This window comes from Schaalia sp. ZJ405 (assembly GCF_011038885.2).
In the GTDB taxonomy this organism is placed as follows: domain Bacteria; phylum Actinomycetota; class Actinomycetes; order Actinomycetales; family Actinomycetaceae; genus Pauljensenia.
On the sequence record NZ_CP064952.1, the window covers coordinates 1,096,845 to 1,118,523 of the forward strand.

18 protein-coding genes and 1 tRNA gene are annotated in these 21,679 nt (G+C 58.0%); 12 read left to right on the forward strand and 7 right to left on the reverse strand.

The annotated features are described in order from the left end of the window. Positions 1 to 136 precede the first annotated feature (136 nt). Both sucB and lpdA read right to left on the reverse strand, forming a co-directional pair. Complete coding sequence (gene sucB / locus G7Y41_RS04490; protein ID WP_165315294.1) at positions 137 to 1,933, reverse strand: 2-oxoglutarate dehydrogenase, E2 component, dihydrolipoamide succinyltransferase; 1,797 nt, start codon at positions 1,931 to 1,933, stop codon at positions 137 to 139. Between the two features lie 26 nt (positions 1,934 to 1,959). Continuing rightward, the gene (lpdA, locus tag G7Y41_RS04495; RefSeq protein WP_165214529.1) at positions 1,960 to 3,333 is read right to left on the reverse strand and encodes a dihydrolipoyl dehydrogenase; all 1,374 of its coding nucleotides are present in this window, start codon (positions 3,331 to 3,333) and stop codon (positions 1,960 to 1,962) included. Between the two features lie 249 nt (positions 3,334 to 3,582). Here lpdA and G7Y41_RS04500 point away from each other — a divergent pair, with 249 nt between their 5' ends. Continuing rightward, positions 3,583 to 4,119: a hypothetical protein gene (locus G7Y41_RS04500; protein WP_231367375.1), complete on the forward strand. Its 537-nt coding sequence runs from the start codon at positions 3,583 to 3,585 to the stop codon at positions 4,117 to 4,119. A 7-nt stretch (positions 4,120 to 4,126) separates the two neighbouring features. Here G7Y41_RS04500 and G7Y41_RS04505 read toward each other — a convergent pair whose 3' ends face one another. Next, complete coding sequence (locus tag G7Y41_RS04505) at positions 4,127 to 4,588, reverse strand: tRNA (cytidine(34)-2'-O)-methyltransferase (protein WP_165315295.1); 462 nt, start codon at positions 4,586 to 4,588, stop codon at positions 4,127 to 4,129. A 124-nt stretch (positions 4,589 to 4,712) separates the two neighbouring features. Next, entirely contained in the window at positions 4,713 to 5,243 is a 531-nt protein-coding gene (locus G7Y41_RS04510; protein ID WP_165315442.1) for a YbhB/YbcL family Raf kinase inhibitor-like protein, read from the reverse strand. Positions 5,244 to 5,512: 269 nt separating this feature from the next. Between G7Y41_RS04510 and imuA' the strand changes: the two genes are divergently transcribed. The 4 genes from imuA' (at position 5,513) to G7Y41_RS04530 (ending at position 14,417) form a co-directional block, all read left to right on the forward strand. After that, positions 5,513 to 6,067, forward strand: a complete 555-nt coding sequence (gene imuA', locus G7Y41_RS04515; RefSeq protein ID WP_165315297.1) for a DnaE2-dependent mutagenesis accessory factor ImuA' — start codon at positions 5,513 to 5,515, stop codon at positions 6,065 to 6,067. Then, positions 6,067 to 7,764: a DNA polymerase Y family protein gene (locus tag G7Y41_RS04520; protein WP_165315299.1), complete on the forward strand. Its 1,698-nt coding sequence runs from the start codon at positions 6,067 to 6,069 to the stop codon at positions 7,762 to 7,764. Before imuA' ends, G7Y41_RS04520 begins: the two co-directional genes overlap by 1 nt. A gap of 154 nt (positions 7,765 to 7,918) precedes the next feature. Beyond that, the gene (locus G7Y41_RS04525; protein ID WP_165315301.1) at positions 7,919 to 11,098 is read left to right on the forward strand and encodes a DEAD/DEAH box helicase; all 3,180 of its coding nucleotides are present in this window, start codon (positions 7,919 to 7,921) and stop codon (positions 11,096 to 11,098) included. 106 nt (positions 11,099 to 11,204) lie between these two features. Then, entirely contained in the window at positions 11,205 to 14,417 is a 3,213-nt protein-coding gene (locus G7Y41_RS04530) for an error-prone DNA polymerase (RefSeq protein ID WP_165315443.1), read from the forward strand. On the opposite strand, the gene G7Y41_RS04535 is transcribed toward G7Y41_RS04530, so the two are convergent. Then, entirely contained in the window at positions 14,414 to 15,085 is a 672-nt protein-coding gene (locus tag G7Y41_RS04535) for an HAD hydrolase-like protein (protein WP_196819551.1), read from the reverse strand. The genes G7Y41_RS04530 and G7Y41_RS04535 overlap by 4 nt on opposite strands. A gap of 60 nt (positions 15,086 to 15,145) precedes the next feature. On the opposite strand from G7Y41_RS04535, the gene G7Y41_RS04540 reads away from it, so the two are divergent. The 6 genes from G7Y41_RS04540 to G7Y41_RS04565 all read left to right on the forward strand — a co-directional run bounded on the left by G7Y41_RS04540 (position 15,146) and on the right by G7Y41_RS04565 (position 18,762). Further along, positions 15,146 to 15,685, forward strand: coding sequence for a MarR family winged helix-turn-helix transcriptional regulator (locus tag G7Y41_RS04540; protein ID WP_231367376.1), 540 nt, complete (start codon positions 15,146 to 15,148; stop codon positions 15,683 to 15,685). 96 nt (positions 15,686 to 15,781) lie between these two features. Beyond that, a tRNA-Leu gene (locus G7Y41_RS04545) sits at positions 15,782 to 15,867 on the forward strand. Positions 15,868 to 15,954: 87 nt separating this feature from the next. After that, entirely contained in the window at positions 15,955 to 16,635 is a 681-nt protein-coding gene (locus G7Y41_RS04550) for a DsbA family oxidoreductase (RefSeq protein ID WP_165214545.1), read from the forward strand. After that, positions 16,635 to 17,114 (forward strand): pyrophosphohydrolase domain-containing protein, encoded by a 480-nt coding sequence (locus G7Y41_RS04555; protein WP_165214548.1) that lies wholly within the window; start codon positions 16,635 to 16,637, stop codon positions 17,112 to 17,114. The genes G7Y41_RS04550 and G7Y41_RS04555 overlap by 1 nt, the downstream gene beginning before the upstream one ends. Positions 17,115 to 17,344: 230 nt before the next feature. Next, complete coding sequence (locus G7Y41_RS04560) at positions 17,345 to 18,442, forward strand: FAD-dependent oxidoreductase (protein WP_165214551.1); 1,098 nt, start codon at positions 17,345 to 17,347, stop codon at positions 18,440 to 18,442. A gap of 32 nt (positions 18,443 to 18,474) precedes the next feature. Continuing rightward, positions 18,475 to 18,762 (forward strand): DNA primase, encoded by a 288-nt coding sequence (locus G7Y41_RS04565; protein ID WP_165214554.1) that lies wholly within the window; start codon positions 18,475 to 18,477, stop codon positions 18,760 to 18,762. 59 nt (positions 18,763 to 18,821) lie between these two features. Here G7Y41_RS04565 and G7Y41_RS04570 read toward each other — a convergent pair whose 3' ends face one another. Further along, a complete protein-coding gene (locus G7Y41_RS04570; RefSeq protein WP_165315305.1) occupies positions 18,822 to 19,778 on the reverse strand; it encodes an aldo/keto reductase in 957 nt (318 codons plus the stop codon). A gap of 96 nt (positions 19,779 to 19,874) precedes the next feature. On the opposite strand from G7Y41_RS04570, the gene G7Y41_RS04575 reads away from it, so the two are divergent. Further along, a complete protein-coding gene (locus tag G7Y41_RS04575) occupies positions 19,875 to 20,729 on the forward strand; it encodes an undecaprenyl-diphosphate phosphatase (RefSeq protein WP_165315306.1) in 855 nt (284 codons plus the stop codon). 71 nt (positions 20,730 to 20,800) lie between these two features. On the opposite strand, the gene G7Y41_RS04580 is transcribed toward G7Y41_RS04575, so the two are convergent. After that, positions 20,801 to 21,628: a RecB family exonuclease gene (locus G7Y41_RS04580; RefSeq protein ID WP_165315308.1), complete on the reverse strand. Its 828-nt coding sequence runs from the start codon at positions 21,626 to 21,628 to the stop codon at positions 20,801 to 20,803. Between the last annotated feature and the right edge of the window lie 51 nt (positions 21,629 to 21,679).

Sequence of the window (21,679 nt, forward strand, 5' to 3'; positions counted from 1 at the left end):
ATCGACTGTGCCGCGGGGGCTGTGCCCACAATGGACACAGCCCCCGGAAAGCCTCTCACGAGGTCGCGAACGCGAGAACGATCCGCGCGTTCATGGCCGATGGTTCGGTATTAGGTACCGAACACGAGACGGTGGATCAGAGTGCCAGGTCGGCCTCGAACGCACCCTCCTCGATTCGCTTCTTCACGTCCATGAGATAACGCGAAGCGTCGGCGCCGTCGACCAGTCGGTGATCGTAGGACAGCGACAGGTAAGCCATCGAGCGAATCGCCACGACATCGGAACCGTCGGCCCCCTGAAGAACCACGGGACGCTTGACGATCGCGCCAAGGCCAAGAATCGCCGTCTCAGGCATGTTGAGAACCGGAGTATCGAAGAGTGCGCCACCGGAACCTGTATTCGTGATCGTGAAGGTCGAACCGGACAGCTCATCGGCCGCGATCTTGGAATCACGGGTCCGGGCAGCCAAATCGTTGATCGAATGCGCCAACTCAGGAATCGACAGCGGCCCGGCATTCTTCACCACGGGAACGAAGAGTCCCTTCGGGGTGTCAACGGCGATACCGATGTTCTCGTGATCGAAGTATGTGACCTCTGTTCCGTTAATCGTCGCATTGATCTTCGGGTGATAGAGCAGCGCCTCAGTTGCGGCCTTGACGAAGAACGGGAGGAACGTCAGCTTCGTTCCGTGCTTCTCAACGAAAGCATTCTTGGAACGGGCACGCAGCTGCGCAACCTTCGTGACGTCAACCTCGATAACTGTGGTCAGCTGAGCTGCGGTCTGAAGTGATTCCACCATGCGACGAGCGATCGTCTTGCGCAGGCCGGACATCTTTTCAGTGGTTCCACGCAGCGGCGAAGGTTCGCGGGATTCAGCGGCGGCAGGCGCTTGAGGAGCTGACGCAGCCGAAGGAGCGGGAGTGGCAGCTTGGGCAGCAGCTTCGATGTCCTCACGGCGAATGCGTCCACCGACACCGGTTCCCTTGACGGCGGCCAGGTCAATGCCCTTTTCGCGAGCAAGCTTACGTACGATCGGCGTGACGTAGCCGCCAGGAACTCCCTGAGTAGATGAGGGAGCTGGACGTGCAAGCGACCCCTGAGAAGCCGCCGGGCTCAGATCCTGTGCCGTGGGGAACGACTTTTCCTGTTGCGGCGCTGCAGGGGACGAGGGTGCCGCCGGTGCAGCGGGAGCCTGCACCTGCGCGGGAGCGGGGGAGGCAGGCGCAGCCGGTGCTACAGGAGCAGCGGGCTGAGCGGGTTCAGCGGGGGCAGCGGGCGTGGCCGGTGCCTCGTCCTGAGCGGGTTCCTGAGCTGATGAAGGCTCGCCTGAGGAAATGATCGCGACGACGGTTCCAACCTCGACAGTCTCATCTTCCTGAACGCGAATCTCAGCGAGGAAACCGGACGCGGGGGAGGGAACTTCCGAGTCCACTTTGTCTGTGGATACCTCCAGAAGAGCCTCATCAGCCTCGACGGGATCGCCGACATTCTTCAGCCAGGTGGTGACAGTTCCCTCTGTTACGGACTCACCCAGCGCGGGCATCGTCACCTCAACGCCATCGGCCGCGGAATTCGACGAGGAAGCAGCGGAGGAAGGCGCAGGGGCCGGAGTTTCGGGGGCGTTGTTGACGGGTGCAGCTTCGGAAGCTGCCGGCGTGGAGCTTTCCGCCGGAGCTTGAGATTGCGATGCTTCTGACGGGTCGCCGATGCGAGCGATCTCGGTGCCGACCTCGACGGTCTCGTCCTCGGGAACAAGAATCTCCACGAGCACACCGGCCACGGGGGAGGGCACCTCCGAGTCGACCTTGTCGGTGGACACCTCAACGATTGGTTCGTCGGCCTCGACGGTATCGCCAACATTCTTCAGCCAGGTGGTGACGGTACCCTCCGTCACGGATTCACCCAAGGCGGGCATTGTTACTGCGGTTGCCATTGTGTATCTCCCAGATATTAGAGGGGTCAGTTGTGGACGTGAAGGGGTTTGCCGGCCAGCGCCATTGCGGCCTCACCGATGGATTCGTTCTGCGATGGGTGAGCGTGGATGAGGGATGCAAGGTCATCTGCGTAGGCTTCCCAGTTGACCATCAGCTCCCCCTCACCGATCTGCTCGCCGATCCTCGAACCGATTCCATGAAATCCGACAATCGGTCCATTTTCCACTGAGACCAGCTTAATGATTCCAGCGGTGCCCAGGATGGTGGACTTACCGTTACCGGCAAGGTTGTATTCCACGGCCTTGACGGCATCACCGTATTTCTCACGCGCTTGTTTTTCCGTCAGACCGACGGATGCGATCTCAGGCTCACAGAAGGTGACGCGCGGGATATTGGTTTCTTCCATCTTCGTTGGGTTGAGCCCGGCAATTTCCTCAGCGACAAAAATGCCTTGAAGGAAGCCGCGATGTGCCAACTGCAATCCGGGAACGATGTCACCGACGGCGTAGATCGACCCGACTCCCGTGTGGAGACGTTCATCAGTCATCACGAAGCCACGATCCAGAGTAATTCCGACCTGCTCATACCCGAGTCCCTCGGTCACGGGGCCGCGTCCAACGGCGACAAGGAGGACATCCGCGGTGAAAGCCTTTCCATCTTCGGTTGTCACGTGGACTCCGGAATCGTCCTGTGACGCAGAGGAGAAACGCGTGTTCGTATGGAAGGCGATGCCGCGCTTACGGTAGGCACGCTCAAGTTGCTTGGCGATCGCCTCGTCCTCGTTATTTGCCAGATGCGGCAGGGCCTCGATGATCGTGACCTCTGCGCCGAAGCTGCGCCACACGGAAGCGAACTCAAGGCCGATGACCCCGCCACCAAGAATGACAGCCGACGACGGAACCCAGTCCATCGCAAGAGCTTGATCGGAGGTGATGACCCGCCCAGCAATATCAAGACCGGGGATCGTACGTGAATACGATCCTGTGGCGAGGACGATGTTCTTTCCTTGAAGAACCTGACCGTTCACCTCGACGGTGTTCTCCGAGGTGAGTCGTCCCCATCCCTGAATGATCTCCACCTTGCGTGATGAGAGCAAGCCCTGAAGACCCTTGTACATCTTATTGATCACGGAATCGCGATAGGAGCCGACAGCTCCCATGTCGACCCCCTCGAACGTTGAACGGATTCCAAAGGCTGCGGATTCTCGAACAGCGTCGGCGGTTTCAGCGGCGTGAAGATATGCCTTCGTTGGAATGCAGCCGCGGTGCAAACATGTGCCACCAACCTTGTCACCTTCGACAAGAACAACTTTCAGCCCGAGCTGTGCGGCTCGAAGTGCGGTAGCGTAACCCCCGGATCCCGCTCCGAGAATGACAATGTCGTAGACGGACTCGCTCACGTAATCCACTCCTTGGTGTCGTGTTGTTTAATCAGCGTGGTGCGCTCATCTAGGCCCATTGTCCCACTCGATGAGAGATTTGCACGTCAACTTGGGGAAATTCACGCGTGGCACATTTCGCTTTCCTCAACAGTACATTTTGCTTTTCCCAATAATAGATGTCGCTTTTCTTAGCAATAGGCAAGGATGTCGAAAAACTCAGCGTGCGTCTGTCCATCCCTTGACGCAGTACACACTAGGATCAGTGACGTGGATCGAGACAATCGTATGGCGAATGATCGGGAGCCTGACCTCCCGTCAACAGCCCAGGGAGTAGAGGACACGCGGCCTCCGGCGCTGGGCCTTGGGCGCATCGTCATCGCCATGTACTGGCTCTTCGGCCTGTGGGTGACCGTCGTGGCAGTGCTTGATCTTCTGCGTCCTCATAGCTCAGTGGCCGCTACTTCTCCCCTGGGAATTCGCGTTGTCTCTCTGCTGGCGGGAATCGTCTATCTCCTTGCCGCAGCGGCGATCACACACAATGGCCGACGCATGCGGATCCTTGGGTGGATTAGCTGTGGGATTGCACTTGTTGGATCGTTCATCGTCTCACTTGCATCCCTGGGGGTCCCTGAACTATCTGCCGTACGTTCGGCATGGACCACTTTTGGATCGGACTTCGCCTACCTACCGATCGTCATCTCAGTAATCGGACTTGTGTGGATGTGGTACTCAAACCCACGGCGCATCGTTGAAATCGCCGAGCAGGTTGATTCGGTCAACACACACCGCGTGAAGAGGCGCTGACCGATCGTTAGACAGCCCCGGAGAACCCCAGCTGACGCCAGGCCTCATACAGCGCAATTGACGCAGAATTTGCGAGGTTGAGCGAACGAATCCCGGGCATCATATGGATGCGAACACACGACTTAACGCGCGGATGGCGCATCGCGTCTTCCGAAAGGCCAACGGACTCACGTCCAAAGAGAAGACCGTCTCCGTCCTCGTAGCGAATGTCTGAATACATCGTTGATGCGTGACCGGTGAAAGCCCAGATTCGCCCGGGAATCTCCGCGAAGGCGTCGTCAAGATTCGGATGAACCTTCACGTGTGCGAGGTCGTGATAATCCAGACCTGCGCGACGCAGCTTCGTGTCATCCATGTCGAAACCGAGGGGTTCGACGAGGTGAAGCATTGAGCCGGTGCACGCCGATAGTCGGATTGCCGCCCCGGAGTTCCCAGGGATTTCTGGTTCGCAAAAGATCACGTGAAGCACGGGCCTATTGTGCCACCCACATCGCGACAAAGTCGGAGTGGGTGGTCAGTAGGCGATGTTTCGATGCAGTGGCGCCCGTATGTGAGACGGGCAGTGAGGGCGATTGCAACGAATAACGGTCGGATCAGTTGCTGAATGTCACCGTGAGAGAGGCTCGTGCAAGGGTGTGAGTGAGGATGGTGAGTGCGCATGCCGCGGGTGTTGCCTCGTCATCCAGTCCGGTGGAATCCACATCCAGCGCGTGAACAGTAAAGATGTAGCGGTGAGGACGGTCGCCCGCGGGAGGGGCTGCTCCGAAATAGCTTGGTTCACCGTGATCGCCGCGTAGATGGAAAGCCGCTCCGTCAAGTTCGAGGTCTGATGCGCCGGCGCCTTGGGGAAGTTCCGTCTGGTCTGCGGGGATGTCAACGATTGTCCAGTGCCACCAGCCCGATGGCGTCGGAGCGTCGGGATCGAAGCAGGTGACAACAAAGCTCTCGGTTCCTTGAGGGAAATCGCTCCATGTCAGATGCGGGGAAAGGGACCCGCCGGAAGCCGTGTGGATGGCAGGCATCGTTGTGCCGTCAACGAGGTCATTTGACGTCAGTGTGAAAGTGTCGTGCGGAGGGAGACCATCGTAGGGGTTTGCTGCGAGAGGGCGCGTGGAAATGTCCATAGGGAGTTCCTTCATCCGGTGGTGTGTTTGGCCATTGAGATTGACGAGAGCGAGTGGGTGTGCGAGGACGTGGCGTGCACGCCCATCGTGAGTTTCGGTCATGAAGCTGCGTGTATGAAGAGGATACGCAGGATGGGCGTGGTGCGCATGGATGATGAGGGGCATGTGGACGCAGATGCCGATGCGAGGATCTACCATATCGAACAGATGTTCGACTGGTAGGAGGAATCACAATGCTGATAGACGGGCGGTGTCGGGGAGTGGACACCGTGAAGACAGGGGAAGCTGAGGAAAAACTGCGCGTTGCGCGGTTGGCTCTTGAGCGTGCGGAACGTCAACTAGGGGTGCGTTCACCGGCGCAATCGTCGATATTGCCTGAACGGTCGGGAACTGTGTATGCGCCAGTCATCCACGTTCCTCCGGTGGGGTTATGCATCATTCGGTGCCTCATCGACATTGTGCCACCTGCGGGGTGGGTGGGATTTGTTGGCATTCCCAATTTTGGATGGGAGGCTGCCTATAGACGAGGGGTTGATCTTTCTCGAGTGCTTGTCGTTCGTCATCCGGGGACGTGGGGTGCGCAGATCTGCGCTCTCATGCTTGACGCCCTTGATGTTGTGTGCGTTGGCGAGGTGGACATTCGTCTCCCTCAGCGACGCCGCTTGGCGGCGCGGGCCCGTCGCGATGGACGCACAGTGATGACAACGTGCGCGTGGCCAGGAATCTCGCGGCCCTGGTCCGGTGAATTACCCGCATGGCCGGTCGAAGCGATGCGATCTAGGGCTGAGACGGTTGACACCCAAGGATCGAGGAGGGCGGTCTGATGCGATATCTCGTATTGTGGGTGCCCGACTGGCCAACACATTCCCTGAGCCTCGACTGCGTGCCGGGAAGCCCGGTCATTGTGACCCGGCACGGGCGAGTCCTGATGATGAATCATGCCGCACGAGGACGAGGTATCCGAAGGGATATGCGGGTGTCAACGGCTCAACTCCTGTGCCCCGAAGTTATTGACCTTCCTCGTGATCCCGACAGAGAAGCCGTGGCCTTCGATCGAGTGTTTGATGCATTCACTCAGGTTGCCGCACGTGCCGCAATCATTCGTCCGGGCTTGGCGTGGGCGCCTGCCATCGGTCCGGCTCGTTGGGCAGGGGGAGAATATGAAGCCTGTGAAAAGGTCATCGAAACAGTCACAGATGCCACGGGAATCGAATGTTTCGTCGGTGTTGCCTCAGGACCTTTAGCAGCAATTGAGGCGGCGCGCCGCGGTGAGATTGTTACTGAAGAAGAAACTCAGACTTTTCTTACGCAGATCCCACTCAATCGGACGCTTGGACTGGTTCCTTCTGATCTTCAGGATGAGTGCGCGCAAACGCTTCGCACCTTGGAGACGCTGGGCGTGCGCACATGCGCCCAGCTCGTCAACGTGGGGAAACGTGCCCTCGTCACGCGCTTTGGTGCAGCGGGGCAGGTGCTCTTCACGCTGTGTTCCGGTGGAGAAATTTTTCTCCCGCAGGCACCCTCGCCCCTCCACGACATCACTATTGAGGTACTCATTGAGCAGGGCAGCAACACGATTGATTCGCTCGCCCTCCCTCTGCGCCGGGGAGCCGCCGACCTCGTCAACGCCTTAGATGCACAGTCCCTGTTCTCAGACACTCTCGTCGTGACAGTCATCAGTGAAAACGGTGATACTCGCACACGCACCTGGCAGTCTCCGGATCTCATGAACGTCGACACGATCACAGATCGGGTGCGATGGCAGCTCAAAGGGTGGGCGGAAAACCTGAGAGAATCCCCCACAGCGCAGGTATCACGTGTCATTCTCACAGCCTCAGGCCCACGCCTCGCGGTGAATATGGCAACGCTGTGGGGAAGGGAAGACTCGCATGAGAAGATCCTGCGAACTGGAGAACGTATTCAATCTCTTCTGGGCGTTGACGGATTGACGGTCCCACATCTTCACGGAGGAATGGACCCGCGAGCGCGGATCACCCAGATTCCGTGGGGAACCCGCGCGCCCGTCCTCGGTCATCGAGAGGGCGAGTGGGAGGGGAGCGTGACAGAAGCTCCCGACACGCTGTGTGATCGGCCCATCCCCGTTGAGGTCTTTCCTCGGTCGATGCGACCGGCGGTTCGTGTGGACCGACGAGGCATGCTGACGGGAGAACCTGAGCGAATGGTCCTTCGTGCCAGGTCGGGCGCACAGAATTCTGAGGAAACTCAGAGGGAAGACGCCGCTTGGGCTGAGCGCGTATTGCATGACGAGATTTTTGCGGGGCGCTCGACCACCCCGATCACCATGACGGACGGGCCGTGGGTAATTCACGGACGATGGTGGGAAGACGCAAACACCACAGAAGAGAAAGATGACGTGGAAGGAAAGAGGGCATACATCCGTGTGCTCACAGCCCAAGGAGTGGATATTCTCCTTGTTTTCCGGAAAGGGGGATGGGCTATCGAAGGAATCTGTACCAATGAAACCTCGGCACACCGGCTTGAGAACGTGAAGAGTGAATGAAGTGCGAGCCACCCCGCTGGTGGCTCGCACGCCGGTTTGAGAGCACGAGGATGAGAGGAACTGAGAGGAGATAAGCGAGGGGATGAGAGGGGATGGGGGAGTTGAGAACACACGGGTTATTCCAGAACGCGATGTCGTGTTCTAAACTGGCAAGATGGTCAAATCGCTGAATTTCACAGAGCGGATACGCACCCTGTCCGATGCTGATCTCATGGCGCAGGTGGGGCCGGCAACGTGGGCGAAAGGCCTCAAGACGTGGCGTTCGGGAGCCGTTGTTGATCCGCAATTCGACGAGTCCGGGAGCCTGATCGGGCGTATTCGCGAGTCCGGCCTCTCGTATAAAGCAACGATCATTGATGTGCAGGGGCGCATGGATATGACGTGTGCGTGCAGGATCGGTCGGGACTGTCATCACTGCGTGGCGCTGGTTTTGGCGATGCGAGACCTGTATGAACAGGAGGAAGACCAGGAACTCACCTGGAAAACAGTCCTCAACGAGATCCTCGGTGATTCACCTACGGAAGGTGAATCGCTCGCAGTTCTTGTCGACGCTCACGATCCGAACCAACCGATCTGGCTTACTCCTCTACGACCAGGGATGCGCGTGGCGTGGTCACCTAAACGTGCCAGTTGGCCAGATCTGACGTCGACGCAGTGGGAATCTGTGACCGAGGGAATTAACCCGACTCATCTTGCGCTCATCCGCGAAGGATACCGTCTGTCACGAGAGTCGAACACCTGGCAATCACGCGGAGAAGTGAGTCTCGAATCCCTTGGTCGTCATGGGCTTGCGTGGCTTCGTCGTCTCCATCGAGCGGGAGTTCACCTCCTTGCCGATACCGACCCGCTGACGTACCTGACTCTTGACCCAACAACATGGGATCTTGACCTTGATGCGGCGGTGTCCGATGACGGACTCCACCTCAATCCGATCGCACGTAACGGGGAAACGCATCTGACGACCCCTCGCATCGTCACGCAATGCTCGATGCTCGTCCTTGACGGAGGGACCCGTCTCGCGGAAATCAATGGGGCATCGACACTTGAACATTTCCCAGACGGGGGCCGCCTGACAATTCCCGCCGAAGACCTCGCGGAATTCCGCGCCAGCTGGCTGCCACGATTGCGTCGGATCTACTCGGTGACCTCACGAGATGGCTCTTTTGACCACCTTTCAGATACCCTCCCGCACGTCGTCGCAACCGTTCGATGTGACGGTCCGCAAACCATTGCCGTGCGATGGTGGGTGGAGTATTCCCTGGGAAAAGTCACCTCCCGAGTTCCCGCGCACAAGGTTCGCGAGGATGCGCACGTCGCAGAGATCTTCCAGCGAATCGATGCGCGAGGACAAACACTTAGTGATCCCCTGTGGCACAGGCCTCCCGGAGTGATCCGTTTTCCTGCGTGGCACACCCCGAAATTCCTTCACGATGTCATCGAATATATTGACGACCCGGACCTCGTGTGGGACATCGCAGACGAAGTCAAGGTCATTGATGTCGATGACCACGCAACGACGATTTCTTTGGATATTACCTCCGCTGATTCAGACTGGTTCGACCTGCGGGTACAGGTGGAACTTGCCGGCCAGCCCATCCCGATGACGCAGCTGCTCACAGCACTTGCCCAGGGAGAGGAATACCTGGAAATCCAGGGACGATGGATCCGACTTGAGGGAGAAAGAATCGCCGCACTCAAGTCCCTTCTTGACGAGGTCCTTGCACTGACCGGGGACGAGGACGAGGGGCCCATCCGACTCTCTGCGCTTCATGTGGGAATCGTTGATGAACTCGAAGACATCGCCGACACAACGAACGCCGTGCAGCAATGGCGCGAACGGATCGAATCGTTGACGCGTACAGACCACAGTTCCGACATTGATGTGCCGCAGTGTCGAGCCACCCTGCGTCCCTATCAGATCGATGGTCACACCTGGCTTGCCGAACGAGCCCGCCTTGGGCTCGGAGGGATCCTTGCTGATGACATGGGTCTGGGGAAAACACTTCAAGTCCTCGCGCTCATTGCGTCGATGAAAGAAGCCGGTGAAAAAGACTCGGCCTCGTCGAGAGCCTCCGAATCGGCCTCGGTAAGCAGTGCGAGGCCCGTCCTCGTTGTTGCTCCCACGTCGGTGGTGTCGACGTGGCGCAAGGAAGCGGAACGATTCTTCCCTGATCTGCGTGTTGAAACGGTAAGGGAAACGCGAGCCCGAAGAACTGAGAATCTTGCCGAGATCTGCGCTCGAGCGGATGTTGTGGTCACGACGTACACCATTGCCCGTCTGGATGCCCAGGAATGGGCGCAGATGGCGTTCGCTGGGCTCATCATTGACGAAGCTCAGATGGTGAAGAACCCGAAGACCGCAATTCATCAGGCCCTGAATAATCTCACGTACCGATGGTGTATTGCCGTCACGGGGACACCGGTAGAAAACTCCTTGAGTGACTTGTGGTCCATTCTTGCTTTGGCAACGCCGGGGCTGCTTCCTACGTGGACAACCTTCGTTGAGCGTTTCCGACGACCGATTGAAAATGACGGATTAGAGGAACCTCTTGAGAGGCTCCAGCGTCTGATTGCACCGTTCATGTTGCGACGGACAAAAGAAGATGTTGCCCCAGACCTCCCCGACAAGGTCGAATCGATTATCGACATCGACCTGGGAGAAGAACACCGTCGACTATACGACCAGTACCTCACGAAACAGCGGGCAAAAATTCTTTCGCTGATGTCTGACTTCAGTAAGAATCGCATGAATGTTCTCGCGGCGATCACGCGACTGCGTCAGCTGGCTCTTGATCCTGCGCTCGTGTCGGAAGAGATGAGCCACGTGGGATCAGCGAAAGTTGAATACCTTGCCGACCAGCTGGCCCAAATTGTTCCTCGGGGGCACCGGGCCTTGATTTTTAGCCAGTTCACATCATTCCTTGACCGGATCCGTCAGACTCTTGAACGCAGGAATATGCGGGTCGTTCAACTCGACGGAACAACCCGTAACCGGGATGCGGTGATTGATCAGTTCCGCAGCGGCGAGGCCCCGGTGTTCCTCATTTCCCTCAAGGCCGGGGGGACAGGTTTGACGTTGACCGAGGCCGACTACGTGTACGTCATGGACCCGTGGTGGAATCCCGCAGCTGAGGCTCAGGCCGTTGATCGTGCCCATCGGATCGGGCAGCGCAAGAAAGTGAATGTCTATCGACTTGTTGCCTCCGGCACGATTGAACAGAAGGTCGTTGACCTGCAGGAACGTAAACGTGCCTTGGTTTCCTCCGTTATTGACGGCCAGGAAACAAGCCTGAGGATCAATGTCCAGGATCTACGTGATCTGCTTGACGACTAGAGCGTGCGCGCAGCGTTCATTCTCACCCTGAGTGCCTTGTGGATAACACGACTATCGAACAGATGTTCGATAGTCTGGTTGGGTGAACTTTCTCGATGCCCCTGACATGCGTTACGCAGAACTCCACGCGCACTCGGCCTACACATTCCTTGACGGCACGTTACAGCCAACAGATCTCGTGAGATGTGCCGTGGAACTTGGGCTCGAAGGACTGGCAGTTCTTGACGTCGATGGCATGTACTCGGCGATCGAGACGATGACAGCGGCGCGTGAACAGGAACTTGCCATCGTCCACGGCAGTGAACTCACCGTTGCCATGCCCCCGCTCGCCCTCGTCCCCTCAATTGGCGAGGACGGATGGGGACTTCCGGTGGGAGCAGAAGACCCGGGAACTCGCCTGCCGATCCTGGCAACCTCACCTTTGGGATACAAGGCGCTGTGCCGGATGATGAGCGAGCATATTCTTGCGAATCCGGGGGAGAGAACCATCCTTCATGATCTGCGCGAACTGGCCAAAGCTCACGAAGACTGGATCGTTCTTACGGGGACAAGCCGCGGGCCACTCAGGCGCGCACTACATGCCGGAGGACTAGAGGCAGCGCGTGTGGTGCGTGATCTTCTCATCGAATGTTTTGGACGCGAACACGTCGTCATCGAATCAACATTGATGCCAAGTAGTCCGCGTGAACTCGGTGATTCTCTTGCTCAGCTGGCCGCAGAGCGTCATCTTGCGCTGGCGGCAACAACGGGCGCACGCGGGGCCTCGCCCTCGTCACAAGCACTCGGTGACGTTCTTACGGCCACGCGGCTCAATATGACGCTCACCGAGGCACAGCCCCATCTTCCGGCTTTGCGAGCGTTCCTGCGATCAGGCAAAGAAATGGCGTGGATTCACCGCGAACATCCCGGCGCAGTGGAAACAGCCGCAGATATTGCCGAGGATGTGGCCTTCGACCTACGACTGGTTGCTCCCGACCTTCCCCTCACTCACGTTCCCGACGGTCACACTCCGGTCTCGTGGCTTCGTGAACTGACCTACCGAGGTGCGCACGAAAGATACGGGAGCCGGGAAGAACATCCGCAGGCCTGGCGGACCATTGACCATGAACTTGAGGTCATCGAAGCACTGGGATTCCCCGGATATTTCCTCATTGTCAAAGACATCATCGACTTTTGTGCTGGTCGAGGAATCCTCGCTCAGGGACGTGGCTCAGCGGCGAACTCTGCGGTCTGCTACTCATTGGGAATTACAGCTGTTGACGCTGTGCGCCACAGGCTTCTCTTTGAGCGATTTCTCTCGACTGGACGCTCGGGACCTCCCGATATTGACATTGACATCGAAGCCCGTCGCCGAGAGGAAGTCATCCAGTATGTCTATGAAAAATACGGACGCGAATGCGCGGCCCAAGTGGCTAATGTCATGTCCTATCGCTCGCGTTCAGCGATCCGAGATGCCGCCCGAGCACTCGGATACTCTCCGGAAGTGGCTGCCGTGTGGGCACAAAAGACCGGGGGACCCCACGGGGCAACATCCCGCGATAACATCCCCCCGCTCGTCAGGGATATCGCACAGGCGCTCCACTCATTGCCCCGTCACATGGGGATCCATTCGGGTGGAATGGTCCTCACTCGAGAACCTGTGTCGTGGATCTGTCCGGTGACGTGGGCAGCAACCCCGGGGCGTACGGTCCTCCAATGGGATAAAGACAGCTGCGCGGATGCGGGACTGGTGAAATTCGACCTGCTCGGACTGGGAATGCTCACAGCACTGCGTCTGGCGTTCTCGGCGCTGACAGACGCGGGGGTGCGCGGACATGGGGGAGCCCCTTTGGGGCTGCATTCGCTGCCGCCCGAAGACCCTCGGGTCTATGACCTCCTGTGCGCGGCCGACACCGTCGGAGTTTTCCAAGTGGAGTCCCGCGCTCAAATGAACACGCTTCCGCGGTTGGCTCCCCGGTGTTTCTACGACATCGTCATTGAAGTCGCACTCATCCGTCCGGGCCCCATTCAGGGGCACGCAGTCAACCCCTACCTTCGACGCAGGCAGGGCCGCGAAGACGTGACGTATTTCCACCCCCTTGCGCGTCCCGCGTTGGAAAAAACTCTCGGAGTTCCTCTTTTCCAGGAACAGCTCATGCAGATCGCTATTGATGTTGCTGGATTTACTCCGGCTCAGGCTGATCAGCTGCGGCGAGCAATGGGGGCAAAACGCTCCCGCGAACGCATGGAGGCTCTGCGTCCTGCACTCATGAAAGGAATGGCGGCGCGCGGAGTGGATGGTGAGATGCGCGAACGCATCTACGAGCAACTTCACGGGTTCGCAGACTTCGGATTTCCCGAATCACACGCTTTTTCTTTCGCGCACATCGTCTATGCGTCCGCGTGGCTTAAAGTGCATTACCCGGAGCATTTCTACGCGGCAATCCTCGGGGCACAGCCGATGGGGTTTTATTCGCCGGCGTCCCTCATTCACGATGCCCGTCTCCACGGAATCCGCGTCGAAGGGCCCGACGTCAACCACTCCCTGATCGCCCCGAGCGTCCATCCGTATCACGGAACCCAGCCTCAACCTGTGGGCGAGCGCGCCCATCGGGTTGATGCTCATCCCACCGAAGTTCTTCGTCTCGGATTGCTGAGCATCCGAGGACTCAGCGCCGCAACGGCGAAGAGAATCGTTGACGCACGAAACACAGACGGCCCTTTTACATCCCTTGCTCAGCTGGCTCGGCGAGCTCAGCTTTCAGCCCGTGACATTGAAAAGCTGGCCTCGGTGGGGGCCGTTGATTGCCTGGGGGAGACGCGACGCAGTGCCCTGTGGGCAGCAGGAGCGCTAGGACAGGCACACTGGTATCAGCCGATGATCCCCGGAACGCAGGTGGGAGCTGACAGCCCCGTCCTCGCCGATATGACACCGACGGACCGACTCCTTGCCGACATGAACACGATGGGGCTTACGCCCGCAGATCATCCACTGTCCCTCATTCGCCCAACCCTGCGTGCACGCGCGGTCTGGCGTGTATGCGATGTCCGTCAGCCAGCACGCGGACACATCGTGTCTGTAGCCGGGATCGTTACGCACCGACAACGACCCGCGACCGGAGGGGGAATCACGTTCCTTTCCCTCGAAGACGAAAGCGGATGGATCAACGTGTCATGCATGCCTCAGGTATGGAAGGCTTTTGATCGAGTGGCCGTCGACTCACACGCTCTCATTGTCACCGGGCGTGTTGAATGGGCAGACGGAGCCGTCAGTATCCAGGCTGAAAGCCTCGAAACCTTACCCATGCCTTTTGCGCCCCGATCAAGGGATTTCCGTTAGCGTGGGTCGAGGAGATCGCGCAATTCCTCCGGGGTTGATACCCGCATGTCTGCATCGGCAAGTCCGTCCTCGTCCCCATATCCCCACTCAACGGCAATAACGGGGACGCCCGCCTCGTGGCCACCGGTCACATCCCAGATGGAATCTCCAACAAGAACGGGACGTGCCACATCCACTCCCTGATCCGCCAACTGAGAAAGTGCGCTTGCGATCACCGTGGCTTTAGTGGAATCCGGACTCGGTGTTGCCCCCGCAATGACGCGGAAATACGGGGCGAGGCCGAGGTGCTCCATTTGGCGCAGGGCCATGAACTCCTGTTTCGACGTCGCGGTTGCCAGGGGAAGACCCGTATCTGCGAGCTGCCTGATCAGCGACGTCACTCCGGGGAAAGGCTGAGGATCAAGGAAAGTTTTCGTATAGATCGCACGATATTTTGTGATCAGGTGAGCGCAGGTGTCATGGTCGTATCCCAGGTCAGAGAAAGACCACCATAGCGGTGGGCCAACGTAACGCGACAGATGGGCACGATCTGGCACGGGAAGTCCCGCGCCAGACAAGGCTGCGACGAAGGAATCAATGACCATCGGGGCAGAATCGACGAGTGTTCCATCAACATCAAAGAGCACACACGTCCAACGGTCGTCACCTTTTGCGAACGTATTACTCACATTTTCTCCTCTGCCGATTTGTGTTCATACGTGTCCTATGATCTTGACAACTGTCGTTGAATGACACCACATGAAGGGGTCAAGATCTGGATGGAGCACACTCAATCGAATCGTGATGATGCCATGCTGGTCAAACGCGGCCAAGCGTGGAACGTATTCCTCGAGGCGACGGGGCATCTCGTTGGCGTTGTCGAAGAGGAACTCAAACAGGAACTCGGTCTGTCGATTTCCGATTACAACCTGCTCCTGGCTCTGTGGGAGAGGCCGAATCACGGTGAACGCATGGGGGAGTTAGCCAAGAGGCTGCGCTATTCGCCCTCACGCGTCACCTACCTTGTGTCACATCTCACCGATGCAGGGTATGTTTCCCGAGTTCCTTCGGCCTCAGATCGACGCAGCTTTGACGCACATCTGACCGATGAGGGAAGAAAAGTTGTCACTGCTGGAATACAGCTCCATCGCAAAGTCATCAATGAGGCCCTTCTCACCCATCTTTCCGAAGAGGAACTCGACCAGGTGATTTCTTTGCTGATCAGGCTTGACCCGCACAGAGGCCACGAAGATCGCACAATGGCAACGGAAAACGCCAATGCGATCTAAGCCTCACCTTGCGAATTGGCCATTGGCGGTTTCGGCGTGCTAATCTCTTTTTCGCTTCGCTTGAAGGGCTCATGAGTTCCAGAGGGCGTGTCACCTGCGCGGGTGGCGGAATAGGCAGACGCGCTAGCTTGAGGTGCTAGTCCTCGTATTAGAGGGTGGGGGTTCAAGTCCCCCTCCGCGCACGATTGGAAGTCCCGGGGCGGTTTCGCTCCGGGATTTCGTCTATATCGGCCACCGCATTGAGATCACCTGACGTTCTGGAGGAACCCATGCACATTGACGTTTGGGCCGACATTGCCTGCCCGTGGTCCTACCTGGGGATCAGGCATTTGCGTCAGGCTCTCCGGGAGTTTCCTCAAAGGGACGAGGTCGAGGTCCTTCTTCACGCGTATTTTCTCGATCCGGAACTGAGTGAACCGCTCGACATTTCGCGTGCTGACTATCTCTTGCAAACCGAGGGAATGACGGCACAGAAGGTGATCGACCATGAGGAGCGCCTGAGGTCTCTTGGACGATCTGAAGGGGTGGACTTCGACTTTGCGCGCGTTGTTGTTGCTCCCACTGCCAATGCCCACCGCACTGTTTCGCTCGCCCACGAGATCGATCTCGAGGCCGACACGGTGATGGGGCCAGAGACGACGCAACTGCGGATGTTTGAGACGCTTGGACGCGCATACTTCGAGATGGGGTTGAATGTCGCTGACCCCGAGGTCCTTATCGGGTGCGGGCAAGATATCGGCATGGATCCCCGGCGGATCCTTGAGGCTCTGAGTTCACGTGAGTGGGCCTCTCAGGTGTTCTCCGATTATCAGATCGGTGTCCAGATGGGTATCGACCTGATCCCGACCTATCTTTTTGACCGGGCCTTTGTTGTCCAAGATCATCAACCTGTCACCGCAATGCGCAATATCCTCGCCACGGCGTGGGAACAATCATCGAAGGAACACTGATGCAGCAACTGGATCCCTCACAACCGCAAAAACTCGTCGAGCAATTCCACGAGACCTATTCGATGCCGATTCGCCTGGGAACGGGGGAAGCTCCAACTCTCGACTATGAGCGCCTCGATATGCGGATGTCACTGATTCGCGAGGAGTTCGCCGAACTCATGGGGGCCGTGTACGGCCAGCAGGCGCGTGCGATAGTGGAGGAAGCGAGCGCCCGTGCGGTGTTAGAGGACGATGGGTCCCGTGACCTCGTTGAAACTGCCGACGCGCTGGCGGACCTTGTCTATGTCATCTACGGGATGGCCATTGAATCAGGGATTGATCTCGATCGTGTTCTTGGTGAAGTGCAGGCATCGAACCTGTCGAAACTCATGCCCGACGGTTCCGTCAAGCTTCGCGAGGACGGGAAAGTTCTCAAGGGACCGAACTTCTTCTCCCCGCGAATTGCCCGGGCGCTCGGGCTTGAAGACGACGATCAGTAGGAACTGCTCCCTAAGTCCCGGGGTTTCTTTTCGCTGGGCGTCGATCTCAGGCTCACGAGGACCGGTTGGAGAGAGCCTGCCCCTTGTGTACCGTAGTCAGGAGATTTTGACGCGCAAGGAGCGTAGTGTTGACATTGCCCGCGGATCAGTGACGCCCCGGCCGTTCGTCCCGTGCGCAGCATCACCATCAATGAGAAAATAACCTTCAGGTGTAATCGAAGGAGGACAACGTGACACGAGTAGTCGTGGTCGGCGGAGGATACGGTGGTATCACCGTCGCTAAGGGGCTGGACCCCATTGCGGATGTTGTTCTCATTGAGCAGAAAGATCAATTTGTTCACCATGCGGCCGCCTTACGGGCCGCGGTTGACAACGTCTGGGAGCATACGATCTTCATGCCCTACACCAACCTCCTCAGGCGCGGCACCTTTATCCAGGGCACCGTTTCACGCGTCGAAGGAACAACGGTTCATGTTTTCGGGCGTGACCCGATTGAAGCGGATTTCGTTGTTTTTGCTTCCGGTTCAACCTATCCATTCCCAGCTAAGCACTCATCTTCGCGGTCACAGGTGGCCAAGGTGCGCCTCGATCAACTCCACGAAAGCCTGGCGGGTGCGCACTCGGCGATGATCGTTGGTGGGGGGACCGTCGGGATCGAACTCACGGGAGAGCTGGCCAACGCTTTCCCCGATATTGAAATCACCATCGTTGAAAAAGCTGATGAGATCCTGTCAACTCCGGGATACACGGATGAACTTCGTCGAGAAATCCTCGTCCAACTTGAGGAACTCGGCGTTCGCGTGATCACGGGATCAGAGCTTGCTTTCCTTCCGCCTCACAACGTCGGTGAACTCGGCCACTTCCATGTTCAGACGAAGAACGGGGACGAGGTCGAAGGCGACATTTGGTTCCAATGCTATGGCGCTCAGGCAAACTCCGGGTACCTCTACGGAACCGAGTATGAGGCTGTTCTGCGTCCCAACGGGGCAATTCAGGTTGAAGAGAATCTGCAGGTGGTCGGCCACGATCACGTCTACGCCGTGGGTGACGTGACGGATGTACGCGAATCGAAGCGCGCTGATGCTGCTCGCCAGCAGGCACGAGTGGTGATCGCCAATATCTCGGCCCAGCTTGAAGGTGAGGAACCCGACGTCGCGTACCATTCGACGAAGGAATGGGTCATTCTTCCTCTTGGGCCGAATATGGGGGCGTCGCAGCTCATTGACGCTGATGGCAAAGCACGGATCATCGGCGCAGACCAGACAGCGGAGATTAAGGGAACTGACCTCATGGTGTCTGTTATCCGCTCGCAACTCAACTTGCCGTGACCTGTACCACCTTTCAGGGTAGGATGTCAGACATGGCTATGGATCCGCGCACCGCTCTTGATCGTCTTATTTCCGCATTTGAGGGGCATCTTGCGATTGCCTCTCAGGGTGAGAACGCTGATCCAGAAGAACTCGCCCGCGTCGAAGATATTCTCTCCGACGCCTTCTTCATGTACGACGATGTTCTCTTCACCCGCTTCGATGCGGAGCTTCCCTTCGACATCGTGGACGAGGACGAGGACGCAGAGGTCGATTTCGTTGACCTCGATGACGAAGACCTTGACGATGAGGACGTTGAGTTCATCGACGTTGATGACTGATCTGCGCTGAGGACAGCAAACGGGTGACAGGTGGAGAACAGGCGACGGTCATCCACTAACTAGTGCTTCTGTGTACCTGTAAGGCCGGCAACTTCGTTGAGAACTTGACGAATCGGATCGGGAAGCGAAACTTCTGATTCAAGGAGAGGATCGAGCTGACGCAGCGTGCGTGGCCCGATAATTGTTGATGTAATCCCCGCAGCGTGACGCACCCATGCGAGGGCGACGTCAGTGGGTGTTCGTTCAAGACCTTCTCCGGCGCGCACAACTGCCTCGACAATTCCACGGAATTCAGGCTGAAGATACGGCTCAACGAGGTGACGGAGGTGGGGCGAAGCGGCCCGTGAATCCGGTGGCGTGGAATGCCTGTACTTTCCGGTGAGCACTCCCATTGCCAGTGGAGAGTGAGCGAAAACGCCAATCCCCATGCCTGTGGCCCGATCAATGAGCGGCCGGGTGCGCTGGGCATTGAGAAGATTGACCTCGTCCTCGACAACTGTGATCGCAGGACCCGCATTCAGGGCTGCGCGCGTGACCGAACACGCGAAGTCCCACTGCGAGGGATGGGAAAGTCCAACATAGTGAGCCCGACCAGATCTGCGCGCAGCTTCAAGTGTTTCAAGAGTTTCCTCAATGGGGATCGCAGGATCGAATTCCCCGATCCACAGATCAACGTAGTCGGTGCCTAAGCGTGACAAGGTGTCGTCAAGAGAACGCAGCATGTCGCCGCGACCAGCGGAAGGAACCCACGTATGAGCCGAGGTTGGGCGTGAGGCTCCGCGCCACGCAAGAATAATGCGGTGGCGCCCCACCGCTGTCATTGCCTGACTTAGGGCGTCAACTGCCATGCCGTCGCCGTGTGTTGGTGCACATTCAACGAGCGTTCCACCCGCATCGACGAAGTGGGTGAGCATGTCAGTTGCTTCAAGTGGGTCTGTGTCACGTCCCCACGTATAGGTTCCAAGTCCAAGATCGGAAACCCGAAGCCCTGTGTGTCCGCACTGGCGTTCATCCATGAGGACATCCTACGTCGCGCCGTCGTGGGCTGTCCCACAGGGAGTGTTCGTGCGCGGATTCCTGGATGGGGCTTAGGGAGGTCTTAGGGTTGACCCATGAATTGGTTTGACGCAATTGTCCTCGGTATTGTCCAGGGCCTCACCGAGTTTCTTCCCATCTCCTCATCCGCTCACCTGCGGATCGTCGGTGAACTCATTGGATCGGAGGATCCGGGCGCGGCTTTCACGGCGATCACCCAGTTAGGAACAGAAGCAGCCGTTCTCGTGGTGTTCTGGAAAGACATTGTGCGAATCATTTCTCGCTGGGCGCGTGCACTGCCTGTGCGTCCTCCCTCCCAGCGCTTATCTTCTGCCGACCCGGATGCCCGCATGGGGTGGATGATCATCATCGGTTCGCTTCCCATCGGAATCCTTGGACTTCTCTTAGAAAACTGGATCGACACGTCATTTCGGAACCTGTGGATCACGGTTGTCATGCTTGCGGTCTTTGGGCTTCTCCTGGGGTGGGCTGATGCGGCGTGTGTTCAGCGGAAGAAATTAACTGACCTGACGTGGCCGAATGCGATCGCTTTTGGTTTCGCTCAGGCACTGGCACTCATCCCAGGTGTGTCCCGATCCGGTGGCACCATCACGATGGGTCGTTTCCTTGGATATACCCGAGAAGCGGCGGCCCGCTATTCATTCCTCCTGGCGATGCCCGCCGTTTTTGCTTCCGGCCTCTACAAGGTTGTCAAAGTATTTACTGGGGATAACCAGGTGGTGTGGGGGCCAACGATCGTCGCAACGATCCTTGCTTTCGTTGTTGGCTGGGCCTGCATCGTGTGGTTCCTCAAACTTGTGTCCACGAAGAGTTACAAACCGTTTGTTTGGTATCGAATCGTCCTGGCAATCGTCGTTGCGGTGCTCCTGGGCACCGGGGTCCTCACCGCGATGGGAACAGTCGCGGCTTAAGGCAGAGCAAGAGCGCATTGATAAGGGCTACACAGCGGTCAACGTAGGGCATCTGTGTGTCTGAACCCGGCTTACGTGTGGACGCGAGTCTGAAGAAGCCATTCGATGCGTTCCTCGGGGATCGGGGGAGTGGTTCCGCCAAATAACGGACACATGCTCTGCACTCCGCACCAATTGCACAGCGGGTTTCGGCGAGGGTCGAAGTGAGCGCGTTGGGCGTCGCGTTCGATACGTGTCCACAGGTCAAAAAGCTGGAGCCGAAAAGATGCGATGGCCTCAGGTGTGGGGTCGAGGGTGAGGATCTGCCCGGCCTTGAGATACACCAGTTGAAGACGTTTGGGCAGGCGGCGGGTGAGTTGGAGAAGAAGGGCGTAGAAGCGCATCTGGAACAGCGCTTCCTCTTGGAAACGCGGGGACGGGGCCTTACCTGTTTTGTAGTCGACGACGCGTAAAGCCCCGTCGGGGGCACAGTCAATGCGGTCAATGAAGCCACGGATACGGACTCCTTCGTCGGTGACGGCATCGATGAGCTGTTCGCGCGCGGCGGGTTGGAGCCATTGCGGATCTTCAATGGAAAAATAGTTCTTCAAGATCTTTCTCACCTGATCCATCCATGATTCTTGATCCTGCGGAGAATCAAAGAGAGTGAGAAGAGAGGGGTCTTTCTCGCGCATCTGCTCCCAGGTTGTTGTGGCCAGAGAATCGGCATGCTCGGGCGTGCGTTCGGCCGGAGCAACATCGAAAAGATGCTCAAGGACAGAGTGAATGAGAGTCCCCATTGTTGTTGCACGAGTTGGTGGCTCTGGGATTCGGTCAACAACGTGGAGCCGATACTGCAAGGGACAGCGCTCGTACTCTTTCGCACGCGACGCAGATAACGCGGGTTTCCATTCGCTCATGGGATAACGCTAGCTTGTGGCATCTGCATGTGCGGACCTCACACAGGAACT